12 protein-coding genes and 1 pseudogene are annotated in these 18,390 nt (G+C 43.0%); all 13 read right to left on the reverse strand.

Annotated features, from left to right (window positions below; all coding sequences use genetic code 11):
* On the reverse strand, window positions 1-903 hold a 903-nt coding region (locus tag BLP57_RS12445; protein ID WP_207646710.1), incomplete at its 3' end, for a reverse transcriptase domain-containing protein.
* Between the two features lie 582 nt (window positions 904-1,485).
* Window positions 1,486-2,829 (reverse strand): annotated as a pseudogene (locus tag BLP57_RS12450) (VirD4-like conjugal transfer protein, CD1115 family); the annotation flags it as partial.
* A 42-nt stretch (window positions 2,830-2,871) separates the two neighbouring features.
* Window positions 2,872-4,035, reverse strand: a complete 1,164-nt coding sequence (locus BLP57_RS12455; RefSeq protein ID WP_021650613.1) for a PcfB family protein — start codon at window positions 4,033-4,035, stop codon at window positions 2,872-2,874.
* A gap of 10 nt (window positions 4,036-4,045) precedes the next feature.
* Window positions 4,046-4,465 (reverse strand): hypothetical protein, encoded by a 420-nt coding sequence (locus BLP57_RS12460; protein ID WP_021650614.1) that lies wholly within the window; start codon window positions 4,463-4,465, stop codon window positions 4,046-4,048.
* On the reverse strand, window positions 4,466-5,419 hold the full coding sequence (locus BLP57_RS12465; RefSeq protein WP_072448027.1) for a hypothetical protein: 954 nt from the start codon (window positions 5,417-5,419) through the stop codon (window positions 4,466-4,468).
* Window positions 5,420-6,835, reverse strand: a complete 1,416-nt coding sequence (locus BLP57_RS12470) for a relaxase/mobilization nuclease domain-containing protein (RefSeq protein ID WP_092072128.1) — start codon at window positions 6,833-6,835, stop codon at window positions 5,420-5,422.
* Between the two features lie 3 nt (window positions 6,836-6,838).
* Window positions 6,839-7,162, reverse strand: coding sequence for a plasmid mobilization protein (locus BLP57_RS12475; protein ID WP_072448023.1), 324 nt, complete (start codon window positions 7,160-7,162; stop codon window positions 6,839-6,841).
* 511 nt (window positions 7,163-7,673) lie between these two features.
* A complete protein-coding gene (gene dcm / locus BLP57_RS12480) occupies window positions 7,674-9,197 on the reverse strand; it encodes a DNA (cytosine-5-)-methyltransferase (protein WP_092072131.1) in 1,524 nt (507 codons plus the stop codon).
* A gap of 230 nt (window positions 9,198-9,427) precedes the next feature.
* Entirely contained in the window at window positions 9,428-10,345 is a 918-nt protein-coding gene (locus tag BLP57_RS12485) for a DUF5688 family protein (RefSeq protein WP_139148846.1), read from the reverse strand.
* Window positions 10,335-10,583, reverse strand: coding sequence for a hypothetical protein (locus BLP57_RS12490; protein ID WP_072448017.1), 249 nt, complete (start codon window positions 10,581-10,583; stop codon window positions 10,335-10,337). The genes BLP57_RS12485 and BLP57_RS12490 overlap by 11 nt, the downstream gene beginning before the upstream one ends.
* 12 nt (window positions 10,584-10,595) lie before the next feature.
* Window positions 10,596-11,657, reverse strand: coding sequence for a DUF3991 domain-containing protein (locus BLP57_RS12495; protein ID WP_072448015.1), 1,062 nt, complete (start codon window positions 11,655-11,657; stop codon window positions 10,596-10,598).
* Window positions 11,638-12,693 carry a hypothetical protein gene (locus BLP57_RS12500; protein WP_072448653.1) on the reverse strand — a complete coding sequence of 352 codons (1,056 nt, stop codon included), beginning with the start codon at window positions 12,691-12,693 and terminating at the stop codon, window positions 11,638-11,640. The genes BLP57_RS12495 and BLP57_RS12500 overlap by 20 nt, the downstream gene beginning before the upstream one ends.
* A 216-nt stretch (window positions 12,694-12,909) precedes the next feature.
* Complete coding sequence (locus BLP57_RS12505) at window positions 12,910-18,345, reverse strand: SpaA isopeptide-forming pilin-related protein (protein ID WP_159430635.1); 5,436 nt, start codon at window positions 18,343-18,345, stop codon at window positions 12,910-12,912.
* Window positions 18,346-18,390: the final 45 nt, after the last annotated feature.

Here is an 18,390-nt window from a genome sequence, read left to right on the forward strand (position 1 = left end):
GTTATAGACGTAAGGTGTTGTAGATTTTTCAATCATTTCCAGTTCCTTAAGATTTTTGCATCTGATTTTCTTTTCTTCGTCAGACAGACTATCCCATATCTCTCTGCCCTTTTTCCTATATCTGTATGCCTTACCGACACTGGACTTATATGCAGTAGAAAAATGTTTCTTCTTAGCTTCTGTATTGAAGTTTTCTGCATAATTTTCCATAAATTTGTCCAATTCATGAAGGTAAATATTTGCCAGCACTGGACTGACTCCCGACCCCTGCGGCACTCCGCTATAGGTTCTGTTGAATGTCCATTGTTCCATATATCCTGCTTTTAGGAATTTCCATATAAGCTGGATAAACGCTTCGTCATCAATCCTCTTTTTCAAGAGGTCGATAACTACATGGTGGTCGAAACTGTCAAAACAAGCGTGTATATCTCCTTCCACAAACCAGTTCGCACCAGTAAAGGTGTTCTGTATCTGTTTCAGTGCTGTCTGACAGCTTCTGTTTGGTCTGAACCCATGTGATTTATTACTGAACACAGGCTCATAAATACTCTCCAAAATCATCTTAACGACTTCCTGCACGAGTTTATCATCCCCCGACTGAATACCCAGAGGACGTTTTTTACTGCTGTTTTTCTTTGCAATATATTCTCTTCTTGCAGGCTTAGGTTGGTAACTTCGGTCTTTTAAGGATAAAATAATCCTCTCAATTCTCTTGTTACCCATGCCATCAATCGTTGTTCCATCAGCTCCGGCAGTCATACTGCCATCATTTGCGTAGATATTTTTATACGCAAGCCAATAAAACTCCGGATTGTACAGATTTCTGTATAATCTCTGAAATCTGTAAGTTTCATTCTTTGACTTTTCCATCAAATTTTTCAATACCTCAGTTGGATTTCTCAATGCCTCTCGCACCTTCCTTCATTTTAGTATTTTCTGATAAGCTGCTCCCCTTCGCCATGTGAACGTCATTAACGTCTCGGACTACTATGGGAGCTGTGTGACCATGCCTGTTACCAGGTTTAGGTCATCCCCAGTTAGTAAATACAGGATTAGCATTCAGTGTTGTCGGCACCGACTTTCGCCATTTATCCGCTGTCTTGCGGTTGCTCTTTCATGAGTATCGCTTGCTTTCATAACTGCGAAATGAAACCAACATGAAAAGCATACGTTTCAATCCTTTTCGTATGCGGGGCACAGGTTCCCCCACTCTGGCTATCGTTTAGGCAGTTTAGCTTTGTACCTCATACACTGATTTTTATTCTTAAATATTCTGACGCATAGGATTAGCGCCTTTCCTATTTACGTTCCAACTGGAACAACAACATGCTACACTCCCCTTCGGGTTTCCCCTCTCGGATAAGTTGTAGAATAATAGGTTGTGATTTTTCATCACCTGATACTTTTACCTACCGCTTGCTAAAGGCGGTATCCTGTAAATACCACGTCGCCAATTTATATTGCGCTGGCGACTTCTGGGCGCACACAATTACCCGGTATGGTTTCCCAGGTTTTCTCAAACAAAGCCTTGATCTGGGCAAGGTTTTGGATAAAAATGGTACATGAAATATTCCTGGAACGCATGGTACTAAGGAGGCAGCAGTAGTCATCTGGCAATGGCACGTTGGCAAATTCGTCCAGCATAAAATTGACGTTAATGGGAAGTTTTCCATTGTAATGGAAGTCTGCCTGGTAATACAATTCCTGGAAAATCTGGGAATAAAGCATACCAATTAAAAAGGCATAACTCTTATCCGAATCCGGCGTTACACAAAAAAGTGCAGTCTTCCGGTTTCTGTCCCCGTCAACACCAAGCCCAATCTCCTCAATCTCCATTTCATCATGATCCAGAATCCGCAAAATTTGTGGGTTCTGTAACAATCCCAGCCTTGCATTTGCGGAAATGATGATACTCCTTACCGTATCTCCGGCACCCCGGATCACTTTATTATACTGGATTAAAGCAGGGTGATTGCTTCCCTTTTTTCTCTCCAGTCTGCGGAAACGCCGGTCTAAATCAGAAGGGGAACCGTCTGCATGGACTTCCGCCTCATTCAAAAGCTGCAGAACCATACGGAAATTCCTTTTCTCCATTTCACACTCCTGCCACACATAAAGAAAAATGGCCTGCAAGTACAAAGACTCGGCTTTCTCCCAGAATGGATCACTGGGCTGTGCGTTTTTCGGTGTGGTATTATTGATCAGGTTGGTAACCAGTTTTACAATATCTGTTTCAGAGCGGATATAGCGGAATGGATTATATCCGTTAGACTGCTCCATTTCCACCAGGTTCAGCACCCGTATCCGGTATCCATGCGCTTTCAGCATACCTCCGCAGCATCTTAAAATCTCCCCTTTGGGATCTGTAATGATCTGGGAAGCCCTGCTTAACTGAAGGAGATTGGGTTTCACCATGAACAAGGTTTTTCCAGCGCCGCTTCCTCCGATTACCAGGACATTTAGGTTTCTCCTGGTCTTTCTGGTATTCATGGACAGCCTGACATTCTGGGATAAGATCAGGTTATTGTGTTCATCTTTATCCGCAAACTGCTTTGCCACTTTTTTCGGATCTGCAAAAACAGCGGTACCAAATTCCTGTCCCGGCATATAGTTTTTCCGGCTGGTGACATACATGACCATACCGATCACATATACAAAAATCCCCAAAATGATTGCTTTTAAGGAAGTTTCGTTCCAATAATTGGCAAACGGGGCTGCCATCACCTGATCCAGACGGTTTAAAAAATAATTGATATCCTTTCCGGGCTGATAACACACGTTCAAGAGATAACCTCCATAGCCGGAAGCTATGCCACCAATAAGATACATGCCCCAGGACTGTTTCTTCTTTTTCTGAATTGCTCCGGTTCTCTACCTCCTTCGCCCCTGTATGGTTCTTCTCCCTGCTTCCAGGTTCTGTTGTGCCTTCCTGTAATTCTGCTCCCTTCTTCTGCGTATCTTTTCCTGCTCCTGTCTGGCACGTTCCCTGTGTACCGGGTCATAGCTTTCCCTATATAAATCTTCCCCCGAAGTTTTTCTAAGAAAACGGTCCTCCAGGTCTAAAATTGCATACTCCTTCTTCTTTTCCAATCCTGCAAAAATCGTCTTATGGTCATTAATCCAGCTAATTTCCGATTTATCCAGCCAGATAAATTCATTCTTACGGTACGGAATCCTGGTTTTGATATGATGCTCTGTTTCTTCATATACCAGCTTCTGGTCTATGGTAATGGCATTCACACCTGGATTGTTCCGTTTCTCCTTTTGGATACGCTGAATGACCTGCATCTTTTCTTCTGTTTCCTGGCTGCTTCCAGTGCTGCGTCTTTGGGCTTCCTCTTCCCCAAACAACTGTTTCCACTGCTGGGAATCTACCAATTCTTCCATCTGTTCCGGTGTCCTGGTCAGTGTTACCGTACCTTCCTTCCCTTTCTCCAAAATCCCCTGTTCTTCCATGTAGCAGATAATCGGCCAGATCTGAAGCCAGGTCATATTCAGACGGGAACGGACATCACTGATCTTCTCCACCTGGTTTTTCGCCAGCTCCCGCGCAACCAGTTCACACTCCTTCGGCTCCGGCAGGGCAGGCTTTTTTACTTCTTCTACCAACTGCTCCACCTTATCCGGCTCTGCATTTTCATAGTATTCATCTAACGTCCCAATATTGGAATGTTCAATTTTTGCCATCATGGACTGAATACGGGGTGCTGCCTGGGAATGGAACAAAATTTCACTCATACCGTCCTTCTCATTCAAATCCGGCAAAATGGAATATAAAATCCCATACTTATTTGCCAGGGCTTTTACCCGCTCCAGGTCTTTTGTTTCAAAACGGAAAACCTGTAAATCGCCTCCCATTTTCAGGAGCTTTTGTACAGAAGTTTTCCCTGACAGTTTTTCCTGGTCCAGAACTTTTTTAAATACCGCACAAATATCTTTTACAAACTGCCAGCCTGTATTTCCCATTTTCAGAATGATTTCTGCGCCTTCAAAGGAAACTTTAATGATCTGCGCCGCATCTTGTATTTCACTCATGCTCTCCCTCCTATCCCATTGCCCTGTCCTTTTTTACTGGAACAGCCGCCTTTATTTTTCCTTCTGTAAGCATGGCTTCCAGGTCATACTGGATATTTTCCTGTTTTAAGAGAGCCGCCAGCATGTGGTTTGCTTTTTCCTTTTCATAGGTCATATATTGAAGCTGAAAAATATAATTCTCAATCTGCAAAATATTTTCCGGAACCTGAAAAAACGGTTCAAGGTAATGAGAAAGGATACGCTCTTTTTCTTCCTTTCCTGCATGAGGCGCCTGTAACTGCAAAATAATTTTTTCTACCTCTTCCATAGACTCCTTATGAAAAGCAATACGGTACAAATCCTGTTTCTGCTCCCTGGTAAGAAAGGGCTGTTCCTTTTCGGCAGCTTCCAAAAGGGAAAATGTTTTTACCACATGTTCAAGTTCTGCCATTTACACACCCGCCTTCCGTTTCCGCATCAAAAGGATAATTTCCCTCATTTTTTTCATTCTCTCCGGTGAAGGGCTGTTCTCCATCACCTGAAGGATTTCTGCATCTGCCAGCCCACTTTCTACGCACTGGCGGATTTCTTCCAACTGCTCTGCGGACAGGTTATATTCCAGGATCTTCTCCACAACACTTTTGGGTACTTTTTTCCCAAGCATGGCAATCCCAAGCAGCCGGCGCTTACTTTTTTGCAGCCCTTCTGCTGTTTGTATGCTTTTTTCTTCCAATACCACTTTTGTTTCCCTGGAAACAGCTTCTGTTTTTTCCCTGTATTTTTCTGCTTCTTTTTTCAGATCCTGAATTTCCTGCTCTTTCTTTGCCAGCTTTTCCCTTAATTCCTGTATATTTTTATCTTTGTATTGCAGGTTCTCATACAGGTCTTTAATCTCCTGATTTTTCTCTTCAACAACATGCTCCTTTACCAGAGAGGACAAAGCTGTAAAACGGTCATTGCTTTCCCGGAACTGCTGAATGGATTGTTCCATGATCCCCATAAGATTTTTCATATAAGAACGCATTTCTTCATCTTTCGGAACTTCTTTTTTTACCTTTGACTCTTCCAGTTGTATCCGCATGGTCCGCATACGACTGGCCGGCAGTTCATTTCCGGCATAGGTTTTCACCTCTTCCAGATCCAGCCCGTTTTTTAAGCCTTCTACGATTTCCCGTACCTGGAACTGGTTATAATTTCCTTCACATAAAAAGTCGATTTCCCCAATCCCTTCCATAAGCCCTATGATGATTGCTTTCATCACCGGGGCTTCCTGGTTACTCTTAACTACCTTCTGGATATCCGAAACAGGAAGACCAAAATCCAGCCCCATAGAAACTGCGTCCATCTGTTCTTCTTTTAAAACTTTCCGGCATTCTTCCAGATACCGTTGTCCTTCTACTGTCATTTACCCTCCTTTTCTTCTGCCCCTTGCAGACGTTTCCCTATTCTTTTCCTTCTGTTGTGCTTCCAAGTTTTCTTTTTCTTCTGCTTTTTCACGCAGACGCTCTGCAATCCTTTTTTCTTTTAAGATTTTTTTCCGTTCGATCCGCAAACGCTCCTCTTTCTCAAAGAAATAAGCGTCTGTCTGTTCTGCCTCAGACAAGGAATATCCCATTTCTTTTAACTGCCCAAGAAGGTTTTGGTATGTCTGGTGGTCTTGAAAAAATTCCTGATACCCTTCCTGATAAAGTTCTGCTTCCATCTGTTTTTCCTGCAGCTTATTGAGAAGCAGAAGCATTTCCTCATAAGGAACCATTTCTTTTCGTAGCTGCTTTCTTGCCCTGCTGTTTTCCCAAAGCTGTTCCTTTGTTGCATCAGAAATGGCTTTCAACTGCGCCTTATCCTGTATGCGATAAGCTGCCAGAAAATCAAATTCCTCCTGCAATTTTTTCAATTCATGGATTGCTACCCTGTATTTCCAGGTTTTAGAGTCTGCCATTGGTTTCCCCTGCCGGTACCTGCGAAGAAAACGTTCCTTCTGGTATCTGGTCAAATGCCGCTCCCGGTATGGGATAAACACATACGTCCATTCTATCGGTATCTCCTCTCCGGTCATTTCCGGGATTGGAAGGCGTCCAAAACGCTGCCGAAGCCTTTCCTCTGTATATTCTTCCCCTAGCTGGTCAAGCCGTCTTGCCCTTCCTGCTCCGGGTTCCCGAACAGAAAGGTGCTTTCTCCCCCGCAACTCATATCCCATGCTGGAAAGATTTTCAAGAAATTCCTCATAAGAACCTGCGTCCTGTAATGCCTGGTCCACATCTCTTCTGATCCGCCTGTCCCGTTCAGAAAGAGATTTTTCTTCCTGTCCTTTTTGTTTGCGTTTTTCCTTTACTTCTTCCTGCTCCAGCACAGATAAACCATGCTCCCTGCATATCCGGTTGGTCAGAGGCTGGATACTGTTTTCCCAATCCCCGTTTTTATAATCGTATTTATATCCCGTAGTACAGCGTACTGAATTAAAAATAATGTGCCCATGAATATGGTCCGTATCATTATGGACTGCATAAACCGCTTCAAAATCCTTCCCAAGAAATTCTGCCACAAACTCTCCTACCACTTGGAAGGCTTCTTCTTCCGAAACCTCATCTTCCTCAAACGAAAGAATGAAATGGTAGCCCTGCCTTTTATCCAGCTTTCCAAAATGACGTTTAGTATCTACCATCTGGGATAATGCCTGTTCAGGAATACAGTTATGTCCACAGACATAGCGGCCATGTTCTGTTTTCTCCGGGTTCATAATATAGCGAAGACCGTTTGCCAGATGTTTTGCCGGATAACCCGTTTTTGCCTGTTTCATGTGCAGGCACTTTGTAATTGCCATAACCTACAGCCTTTCCTGCACCTGGCTTACCAGTGTTTTTATCTGCTTCAAAAACACATACAGACGGTGTTTATCTTCCCTGGAATAAAGGGCGCTGTTATTGTTATGGGTAATCTGGTTGATGTTTACACCAATCCGGTTGATTTCCTGGTTCATGCGTTCCAGTTCCTTGCGGATTTCCGGGTAATCCCTGGGGCGGTTGGTAATCAGCATACGAAGATACTGGGAATCAGAAAGCCCCATCTTTTCTGCCTGTTTTTGTAACTCTTCCAGCTCCCACCGATACAGCCGGATTTCTTTTCTACATTTCATTGTTTCTTTTTTCATGCTCCCCCTTTCCTTATCTTTATCACAGATTTCATCTACCGATTTCTACTTCAACGCTATCTGCTGTCAACTCCTAAGACCTGCTATCGGTCACTGTATAACTTCCCGGCGTCCGGACTGGCTATGCCAGTCCTCTGCAAGATACGGATTTTACCGTACAAAATCCCATCTTGTTAGGGGGCACCCCCTAATACCCCGGATAAAATAGATAGCAAAACGCAGATACTGATAGCAGACCTGCGTTCTATATAGAGAAAAACCGATAGCAGTTCTAAACATCTGCTATCGGTTTTTCCGCTTCCTACTTCTGTTTCTGCTAACAAAACCCCAGTTCTGTTAGCAAATCTGTCAGCCTCCTGTGTCTGATGTGACAGCAGTTCTTCCATTCTGCTATCAACGCTTTTGCACAGACTCCCTGCAGGCTGCTTCTTCTTCCGCAATTTCTCTCTTTCCACCAAGTATGGGAAGACTCTCTATGGACCATTTGCCGCTTTGGGTTTCTCTTATGAAATTATTGGTTTACCTGTTCTTCCAAACGCTCCAATGCCTTTTCAAAAGCTCCAATCCCACTGAAAAAGGAAGAAAGCCGGATATTCTCAAACAGATATGGCATGGCTTTGTATAGTTCCAGAAAAATATAGTACAGCACATCAACAACAATGGAATTTCCTGCCTGTTTGTAAAGCTGGCTGTTGCTTATGCCTGCTTCTTTTGCTTTCCAAAAATCCGCATCGGAAAAGCCCATAAGCCGGAAGCACTCTAAAGGTGTCAGCCTCCGGATACGGATCAAAGACTCTAAACGGTGTATTCCATTTGATGTTGTAAGCGTAGGGCAGAGTTCCCCATGCTCCTGTACCCTTCCCCGTTTTTCCACAGACGGATAACTAAGATTTACAACACCATTTTCTAAACATTCCTCATAACCTTTCTGTGTCTTTTGACGTACCAGAATGATATTATCTTTTTGTACAGAAGTAAGGGTATGGCAGACTTCTTTTTCTCCCAGTTCCAAAGTCTGCACAATCCGACCTTCCGAATCATACCTGCCCCGGATTGCTCCAGGGTATTTTTCTACAATCTTTGGCTGGTCATGTCCTGCTAAAACCGCACCGCTGCTTCCTAAAGGGGAATAAATAACCCCGCTTGAACCATAACCGGTATGAATATCTCCTACTTGAAGAATTTTGGGCTGCTGCCCGCCACCACCACAGGCAGTTACCGTAGGGCAGCACCCGTCTGGCAGATAGACCCGTCCAGTCTGTTCAAACACCCCTTTGATATTTCCGGCTCGCTTTACCCGATTTTCCCGAAAAGCCTTCAGGCTTTTTTCGTCCGGCTCAAACAAAAGCACTTTTCTCTCTTCCATATCTTCAATCAAGCGGCGTACTTTTTCCTGGGATAAGTAGTATCTTTCCTCTACCGTATCCTCCAGAATATCCATAAGGCACTGGAAGGACTCCAGCGGTTCTGGAAACTGGAATGTTCCATTATCCACTTCCTTCTGTATCAAAATCAGATATACCCGTTCCCTGTTCTGGGGTATTCCATAATGCTTTGCATTAAGAACACTCCAATAGGTGTGGTATCCGTATTCATGCAGTTCTTCTTCAAACAACCGGAATGTGGTATCCCGGAATTTTTTTCCTACAATATTTTTCACATTTTCATAAATCCCCCATACTGGTTTTACTCCCCGTATCATACGGAGCCATTCCACCAGAAGGGAAGAACGTGTTTTATCAATATCATGAGAACCACACATGCTGCAGGTGTCCCTTTTAGAATAATGTACCTGCAGAGGGTTATACTCATGCCCGCAGCTTCGGCATTTCCAAACCGCCCCTGCCTGCTTACCTGCCAGGGAAAAATCCTGACAGGGGCTTCCGCCGCAGATCATGTTAAACGGTTCAATCTCCTTTTCGTCCACTTTTGTAATATCTCCCAGATTCAATGTTTCACTTGTACCATGAATCGCACAATAACTCTTTGCTGCATATTTATCAAACTCACAAAAATTCACCAAACTATATTTCATTCCTCATGTTTCATGAGGTGTAGCTACACATTTTACCTAGGATTACTCACTTATTTCCTCCTGTCTCCTAAATTTTTTTATAGTCTTCATGAGAAATCCACAGCTACAAACGAAATATCCATCTGGCATTACCTTACAATCATAGAATCACCCCTTCCCGTATCCAGAGTTTACCCTTCTGTCAAAAATTCTGTTGGTCTGCATCACCTCCTTCACATTCTTCTGTTTTCTTATCTCTTAATAGGCTCCTGCTTTTCAGGATTTTGTATTTCCTTTGTTCTTTGTTCTCCTGCCAATTTTAGTTCTCTTGTATAACTATCATAAACATATACCTCATTTGATAAAAAATCTGCCCCTACCAAATCTGGTTTACTGTTTATATCCCGAACCATTGTTTTAAGTTCTTCAACCGTATACACATGTGTATCTACTGCCAAACACTCATGGATACTAGAAGGAAGGATATAGGTTTTCCCACCAAAAAAATCCGCAACTTCATCCATGATATCCTTATTCAGAATAGAAGCAGCTCCCCAGTTTTTATTTTGGTTTGTAACACAATACATCTCCTGTTCCTTCGGTATCTCTGTATCCCCTGTTTCAAAAAGTCTGCTAATTGAAAATACTTCTGTTTGATCTTTAAAAGAAGGATCATTGATAAGTTCCTCCAAAAATTGTTTCGGTTCTATCTGATGGTGGTTGAAATATTCTTCCGGCAATTTTACGCTATACTCTGTACCAGGGATATTCCATCGAAAGATAATTTCCAGGTTTTCAAATGGAACATGTGCCAACTCAGGTTTAATCTCCAAACTTTCTTTAGGAACAAAAGCAGGTATAATATCTTCTTTCTTTGCCTCAAAAATCTGGATATTTTTTGCAAACTGCATTTCTCCTTTTGCTTCATCAATCATTTCTTTATATCTTTCAATAATAGAAGGAAAACTTATTCCTTCTTTATACATACGATAAAAATCTTCTGCATAAGTAGTGATTCCTACATTACTTCCTTCCGGAAAAAATACAATTCCCTGGTTCTGTTGCCCATTTTTATATACCATCCGAAAATCTATGTTTCCTTCTAATTCTTCTGAGGCGATCTCCAAAATCTGCTTTTTCAATTTTTCATAAAAGATATCAAACTCCATGTTTCCCACCCTTTCTAACCTCTTCTTTCCTGATGTTTGCCAGCACCCTGGACACATACACCTGCCTGGGTATCCCCATGCGGTATCCCTGCCGCTCATAGCTCTCTTCGATAAACGCAACCCGTACACGTCCATGCAGTTTCCTCTTTCCTATCCACTGCACTACTTTTTCCATCTCCGCTTCGCATTCGTCGATCTCCCATTTTTTGAAACATTCCTCATCATAGCTATTTTCCAAAAGAATACCCTCCTATCTTGCCTGTGCTATCTGGTATGGTACTATGTTCCTGTGTCCTACCATTTTTTCTATCTTTTGTATTTTTGTCCCTTTTGTTTCGGTAAGAAGCGCCCTTTCCTTTTCTACCAGGCTGGAAAGCTCCTGGTTTTCCTTTTTATACTGCAAAAAAGCGTTATAGTCTTTTCCCATAGGTGGAAGACGTACAAAAACCTCATAATTCATAAGGGTATATTTTCTTGCCAGTTTTTTTACCGCTTGTCTGCCCGGCGGGTCATTATCCAGACAGAACTGTATATTCCTGATATGGGAATAGTCTTTTAAAAACTTTTCCAAAGGACCATCGGAAAGCATTCCAAGTACCAGGATATTGTTCCGGTAATCTCCCCGCAGTTCCATATCGGACATGGCATCAATCGCCGCCTCATATACATAGAGCGTATCACTGTTTCGGTCTACCAGATTAACTCCATACGTTTTGTCATTCCCAGTAACATCTCCTTTAAAGGGTTTTCCGTATTTATCCAGGGTTCCTCTCTGGCTGGCAAAACGTGGGACACCTTCCGGGTCTTTTCCTACAAAAACCAGATTGTGATATTTTCCGCTTTCATATAAAAGTCCCTTTTTTATCCAGAAGTCGATCACCTGCTTTGACAGTCTCCTCTGCTTCATAAGGTATCCATATAACCGGCGGCTGGTTTCTGATTTTGGAGGCAGCACAAAAGGTTCTTTCGGTATCTCTTTTTTCTTCTTTGTATCTTTTGTCATTCCAATCTGTCTTTCCGGTTGAAATTTTTGCATGGTTTCAGTACGGATATATCCGGCAAACTCCAGCAGATATTTGACTGCCTCCACAAAATCCATATTTCTGAAATATTCCAGAAAATCAATGGTACTACCTCCTACCCCCTGGCTAAACCGGCACCAGGAAGACCGGTTGAAGATCATCACAGAGTCCATACCCACTGCCTGATAAAACCTGCCTTTTCTTTTCAGCGGAATCCCTATCTGCTCCGCCAAATCCACTAGATCCACTGCCTTTGCAATCTGAATTTCTTCAGCCGTAAATTTTCCCATACTGCACCTCTTCATATTTCATATCCAGATAATGCGCCATTTCCGGGTGCAGAGCTCCAAAAGCAGTCAGGTAGCGGAAGCAGGAACTATGCTCCCCCTGTCCGATACAAAATTCCCGCAGGCTCTTTTTTGAATACTGGGCCGGCTGGTTACACCAACGACTTAGGTTGATATACATTCCCTTATAAACCTCCGGTGCCCGTTCCCATGCTGCATAGCGCATCAAGTAAGCCAGGCACTTATACCGCATCAAAATCTCAATCCGTATGAAAACGTCCCGAATATCCTTTGCCCAAAAATCTGCTTTCCAGGTTCCTTCCCAGTCATAGCCGCACAGTACATACAGCTTAATTTTCTGGTAAGGAACTGGGATTACTTCCCGCAAAAGTTCCAGTTTTCTTACAATAAGTTCCTGATCTTTGATATGGTCAAAGGCAAAAATCATGCCATTATCCAATTTTCCTGATGCTAGAAGTTCCATCTGCCTTTTCTGCATAATCCGCAGATCCAACCCTTGCCGGAACTGAAAACGCCTGCCTGTTTCCAGGACACTGGAAAAGATTTTTTCCCACCCTGCACAGGCAAAAAAGTTATCGTCCAGAAAACATAACTTCTTTCTGGACGGATCATAAAATTCTTCCAATGGGCTTGCTGCTACTGCACCAGTGCTATTTTTGTTTACACAGAAACTACACTTCCGAAAACACCCCCTGGTGAGGAAGCCAATGGAATAGTCCGTATAAAATTGGAACTCCTTCTTCTTTTTCTCTCCTGCACTGTTTTCTTTTACCATCTGGTCATACAAATGATAGTCCGGTGTATGGTGTTCAACCGCTTCTGGAAGTACCGGTGCTTTATCGTAAAAAAATCCAGTCCCTCCATAAATGGTTGTTTCCCTCGTCAAAATATGTTCCGGCACAAAGGTATCCGTAAACACTTTTGATACATAGAGCCGGTCATATTCTCCAGCCTGGCTGTAATCCAAAAGAAGCTCTGTTTCAAATCCCCGCTCCTTCCAATAAGCGGAAAGTTTCATACATGCCAAGTTCGGAAACCGGTGTCTTTTCCGGTACAAAAGATCTGCATCTATAATCCCTATCCTCAACGCCTGCTCCTTTCCATACGGGTAGTTCCGGTTTTCTGCCTCTGCTTACTTACTTCTTTTCTTTTTTTCTCTTCCATGCTTCTCACCTCATATTGCCAAAGAAAGGACAGCCGCAGCCGCCCTTTCCCAAGTTTAAAAAACTAATTTTTATTTCCTATGCCTTTTTCTGTAATAAAGTAAGCCTGCTACCATGCCTGCACTTACACCAAGAGCCAGCAAAGGCAGGAACCAGTTTGTATCATCACCGGTTTTTGGTCCCGGTTTGACGGTACCTGGTGCTTCCGGTATTTTTTTATTCTGGATTTCTTTTACCACTTCAATGACTGGTGTTTTATCATTCTGGTAGCTGAATACAATCTCCCACTCTTCTTCTGTCTTCTCATATCCTTCTAAGGCTGCGGTTTCTTTCAGCACATAGGTAATCGGTTCTTTGAAAGTACCATTTTCATAAGTTCCAATCGGAAGCAGGCTGGAAACTGCTTTTCCATCTTTCCCAGTCTTCAGGCGTTCTACTTCTTTACCGGTTTCCTTTTCCATGAGGACAAATTCTACTCCTTCCAGAGCCGCTTTACTGTCTGCATCGGTCTTTACAATAACCAGTTGTCCCATAGCACGCTCATCTTCCATCTTCACCTTCTGAATTTCTCCCGTTTCTTCTACTGTAAACTCCACGTCATTAGCCACAATATATCCATCAACTGCCGCTTCTTCATGCAGAGTATAAGTACCTACCGGAAGGTACTCAATCAGGTGTTCCTCTCCTGTGGTCCAGGACTCTACCACTTCCCCGTCCTGATCCAGAATCTGCAGCTTCGCTCCCTCAATTTCTTTTCCATCTGTAATATCTGTTTTGGAAATCGAAACTTTGGTATGGTCGTCCTCCATTTTCACTTTTTGTACGTCCCCTGTTTCTTCCACAACAAATTTCACATCTTCTGCCCGGACATATCCCTGTTCCGTAGGCGCCTGTTCTTCATGCAGTACATATTCTCCTGGTTCCAGTGCATAGACTACATGAGGTTCTTTCTTAGATACCCACTCTTCTACCACCTTTCCGTCCTGATCTAAAATCTGCATTTTTGCACCTTCAATTTCCTGTCCGCCAGTCAAATCTACTTTTGTAACTTCTGTAATGGTAGGCTGATTAGAAATTTCTTCTGAAAAAGCGAGAAGTTCAAGCGTCTGGTCTGTATAAGACGCATCAAAGGAATACACCTCATCATTTGGCAGGTATCCCGGCTTATGCTCTACTTCCTGAATATAATATTTTCCATGAGGAAGATCTGCCTGAAATACCAGCTTGCCCTCTTCATCTGTTGTTCCCAGTTCAATCAGGGCATCTTTTTCTACAACTACTTCCCCGGCAGCATTTTTGATATCCTCCTGCGCATACAGCCCGAATACCACTCCTTCCAGCGGTTTTCCGGTTTCTGCGTCTTTCTTCAGAATACTCAGGGAAACTTTCTGTCGCTGATTGGTAAGTTCCATTGTTACATAATCCACTGCTACTTCCTGTCCCTTATATGCAATTTCAAATTCTTTTGCTTCCGGGTCAAGCACACAGTTCTGACCTGCCTTTTCTTCCACTACATAGTATTTTCCGATAGGAAGATTATTCAGGACTGCCTTTCCTTCTTTATCTGTTACCATACGGGCTACCAGGGCATCTTTTTCATATTTTACAATGCGGTTTCCTGCTTCGTCTTTCTGTCCGTCCGGGGTATAAATGGTTTCCTTTGCATGAATGGCAAATTCTGCACCTTCCATATTCCCTTCTTCATAGTCAAATTTATAACCTTTCTCTTTTTCCATGACTTCTTCCCCGGTGAAGAAACTGCTTACCTGATTTACGAAACCTGCTACACCGTTTTTCATCTTCGTCAGGAACTTTTCTTCTACTTTAGAAGCACCAGAAAGTTTTTCTCCCTTTTTATGGATTGTAAGGCTTCCTACTGCTTCATCATTATACTGTTCAATGACAACAATAAATTTACCGGTTTCCTCTTCTACCTGGTGTACGGTATCAGAATCTACGGTAATAGTGATCGGCGCTTTCTTTGCCTCCTGGTATGTGCCTCCGTCTGCAACTTCATTCAGTGGAACTTCCTTTCCGTCTTTTAAGAGGGCATTTTCAAATCCTACCTGTACATAATTTTCCGGCGCTTCCACTTCTTCAATCCGGTAAGTGCCACATTTTAACTGCTCCGGTGTAATCAGGTATCCCTCTTCGTTGGTCCTGAACACAGATACCACTTCTTTTTTCGGATATCTTACGATCATTTCCACATATTTTTCTGCTTCCACATCATAAATCTTATAAGCTGCACTGTTATCCAGCACCGGCTTCTGCGTCTGGGCATCTTTTTTCACAATCTTGAAGTAATACTGCAAAGGACGGTCATCAAACACACGCCATACCTGGGGTTCCCGGCTGTCTTCTGAAATCTGTACGATAAATGGACGAATCCCTTTTAAATTTTCCGGAACTGTAGACTCAAACACCACATAGGTTCCATAAGGAAGTTCTGGACTCTTTAAATATCCTTTCTTATCTGTAAACAGCTCTGGTACCGTAATCTTTTTACCATTCTCCCAATAAGAAGCGGTTTCGTCTTTGCTGTAATCATAGGTGATAAAATCTTCCGGGGTATAATAAGAACCATTTCCCGGCTTCAAACTTCCATCTTTTACACCAGACAGCTCACTGATGAGGAATACCTTAAATCCAGCTCCTTCTACCAGTTCTGTTTCTGTCTGCTCCCCGTCTTCTGAGATCTTGATAAGCTGAAAGGCCTGTTTCTTTACAGTTTCCTTTACAGTTACTTCCCGGTGTACAATCTGTACCTCCTGTCCTTCATACGAAACCTCTACGGGATACTCTGTTTCATCTAACAGATACCCTTCTGCCGGCTCTATTTCTTTCACGAAATAATTTCCAAGATACAGGTTTTTGAAATCTACAGTTCCTTCACTGGAAATCGTACCCTGCGCTACAAGTTCCCCTTTTTTATGGACAATCCCATCTTTCTTATTGGGGTGTTCAATATCTTCTGCAGCATATAATCCGTATTTTGCCCCTACTAAGGTTGCGTCACCCTGGGAAATAAATCCCTGGGAATCCTGATCAATCTTACTTACATGAACTTCTCCCCGTACTTCCTCATTTTTAAAATCATGGGAAAAAGTATATGTGTAGGTGCTGTCGTCTTTATATTCATAGAAGAAACGATACACCTCATCTGTCATATAATACTTATCCGGTGCCTGGATTTCTTTTACGCTGTAATGGAAATTCAAAGGAATATCCGCATGGAACACAGCCATTCCTTCCCTGTCGGAAACAGCACGTTCCACCAGGCTTCCCTTTTCTACAAGAACCTTTCCGTCTGCCGCTGTCAGGTCTTCTTCTGCATACAATCCAAACGTCGCACCCTCCAGGGTAACGTCATCATGTTTCGATTTTTTCACTACATTTACGGAAATCTCCGGTCTTGCATTGGTAAAAGTGGTTTCCCCCTGGGATAACTCTACATTCTGTCCTGCATAGGACAAGGTTACAAACTGGGTACGTTCCTGTTCTGTTTTTCCAATCACCAGATTTTCCGGTGCTTTCTGTTCTACAACCTTATATTTTCCAAGATACAATTCTTTGGAAACAGCACTTCCATCTTCCCCGGTTGTCAGACTTTCTACCAGATCCCCTGCTTTATGCACCTTCGTCACTTTATCCTGGCTGTAAATATCCTCTGCCGCATAAATGTTATATTCTGCCCCTGCAAAGTCCGCATTTCCATATACAAAAGTCAGGTTCCCCTCTTCTCCGGTTACTCCAGTCAGAACCTCACCTTTTTTACGGATTGTGATTTTTCCTTTCTGTTCCTCATTCGTCACTGCAACAGAAGTTGTTTTTCCTGTTTCCAGCTTCACATTAAAAGACTCTGTATTCAGCTTATAGCCTTCTGGAACAGAAATTTCTTTTAAATATACCGTATCCTGGGTTTTCGGAAGCTCCACCTCAGAAGTACCGTTGCTGTCTGTGGCCGGCATCTGCACAAGAAGATTTTTACATGCACTGTCTGAATAAATACCAAAAACAGCGCCGGACAGATTTACTTTACTGTTCTTATCTTTTTTTGTTACCTTTACCCTTGCCAGGTCCAGCCACTTCACCGTAAATTCCACAGAAGCACTTTCTTCTTCAAAAAATGCCCCATACCCAATGTCCTGGGAACCAGAACCCGTAGACAATACTAAGGTCTTCCACTGGGTTCCCATTTGTCCTTTCAGCTTACCGCTGTTCCATGTACCCGTTACAGTTTTGGGAGCGCTGAAATAGAATGTGGTATTCCCATTGATCTTTACGGTTCCTGTCTGTTTTGTACTTCCACTGTGATAAGTCACATTCTCTGGCATTTTTAAAGTAATATAGTTTCTATGGTCACCTTTTAAAGTAAACTCCCCGGTACGCTGTTCCTTTCCACTTTCATAAGCCTTTGCTTCCTTTGGGGACAACGTGATTGCTGCTGTCGGAGGTGCTTCCAGGCTGTAAATATGCTGGATATATCCCCACACACCGCTTGCCTTAATATCTTCAAAGGTACAGCCATAAAAACCGTCCATGCCACAATAAGAATAAGCGGCAGCTAAATGCGTAAAAATATACTTTGTCTTCCAGTCAAAAGAGGGCATATACTCCCCGGTAATGTCCCCAGGACCGCCATATCCATAATAAAGGACTTTCTGCAATTCCGGGTTGCTTTCAAATTCATTTGCTACATAATCCGAGGTCGGCGGGGAAGCCTTCATAGACTCCAGACAATATGCCACATGGCCATTTACAGTGAAATAGGAAGTAGAATAGTTCCCCACGTTAGAAGGGTATGGGATTTTTTCTCCCTGTACCAGATGTACATTGCTTCCTTTTTGCTGCTCCATTGCTGCCGGAACAACCGATAAGAACATTCCCTTATCCTCTTTTGGTGTCAGATCAATCAACTCTGCCCCTGCATCTGGCATTTCCGGTTCTTCCGTCAGTACCTCCGGTATCTCCGGGTCAGGGTCCGCCTCACCGTCCTCACCGGAGCCATCTTCGGTATGCTGGCTTACTTCTCCCTGGGGTTCCTGTGTACTGTTTTCCCTTGCTTCTACCACAATTCTTCTCATAATCTGATAGGAAGGGTTTCCGCTTAACGGATCAACACGATAAAATGCCTGGTAAGAACCTGGGGTATTGAAATCAAAAGAATTGCCGGAGTCCCCTTCTGCTTTCAGAAACGTCACCTTTACTTTTTCATCATTTTTCTGAAAACCCCTGTAATCTGTTTCCAAGTCAAAGGACTCTCCTGCTTTTATGGTAAGGTCCTCTGCATACACCAGTTCTTCTTCTGTTAGTTGCTCCTTTACCTCTTCCAACTCCGGTAATGTTTCTGAAGCAGCCTCCTCCTGTTTTACTTCCTGTATCTGTGCATGTTCCTCAGACTGTTCAGAAGCCAGTGCGGTGATCCCTGTATTGAGTAACGTAGAACAACTAAGAAGAAGTGCCAGCGTCCCAGCCAGCAGCCTTTTCTTTTTTCCTTTCATCATAGCTTTGCTCCTTTTCATTTTTTCGTCAAAAAAAGCAGGCCACAC

The organism is Blautia sp. SF-50 (genome assembly GCF_900101315.1).
Lineage (GTDB): Bacteria > Bacillota > Clostridia > Lachnospirales > Lachnospiraceae > Blautia_A > Blautia_A fusiformis.

Excerpts from the sequence above, each read along its gene's own strand:
- BLP57_RS12475 (WP_072448023.1), bottom strand. The coding sequence starts at position 7,162 with ATGAAAAAAGAAACAATGAAATGTAGAAAAGAAATCCGGCTGTATCGG.
- BLP57_RS12500 (WP_072448653.1), bottom strand. The coding sequence starts at position 12,693 with ATGAAACTTTCCGCTTATTGGAAGGAGCGGGGATTTGAAACAGAGCTT.
- BLP57_RS12455 (WP_021650613.1), bottom strand. The coding sequence starts at position 4,035 with ATGAGTGAAATACAAGATGCGGCGCAGATCATTAAAGTTTCCTTTGAA.
- BLP57_RS12465 (WP_072448027.1), bottom strand. The coding sequence starts at position 5,419 with ATGACAGTAGAAGGACAACGGTATCTGGAAGAATGCCGGAAAGTTTTA.
- BLP57_RS12470 (WP_092072128.1), bottom strand. The coding sequence starts at position 6,835 with ATGGCAATTACAAAGTGCCTGCACATGAAACAGGCAAAAACGGGTTAT.
- BLP57_RS12460 (WP_021650614.1), bottom strand. The coding sequence starts at position 4,465 with ATGGCAGAACTTGAACATGTGGTAAAAACATTTTCCCTTTTGGAAGCT.
- BLP57_RS12505 (WP_159430635.1), bottom strand. The coding sequence starts at position 18,345 with ATGATGAAAGGAAAAAAGAAAAGGCTGCTGGCTGGGACGCTGGCACTT.
- BLP57_RS12495 (WP_072448015.1), bottom strand. The coding sequence starts at position 11,657 with ATGGGAAAATTTACGGCTGAAGAAATTCAGATTGCAAAGGCAGTGGAT.
- dcm (WP_092072131.1), bottom strand. The coding sequence starts at position 9,197 with ATGAAATATAGTTTGGTGAATTTTTGTGAGTTTGATAAATATGCAGCA.
- BLP57_RS12485 (WP_139148846.1), bottom strand. The coding sequence starts at position 10,345 with ATGGAGTTTGATATCTTTTATGAAAAATTGAAAAAGCAGATTTTGGAG.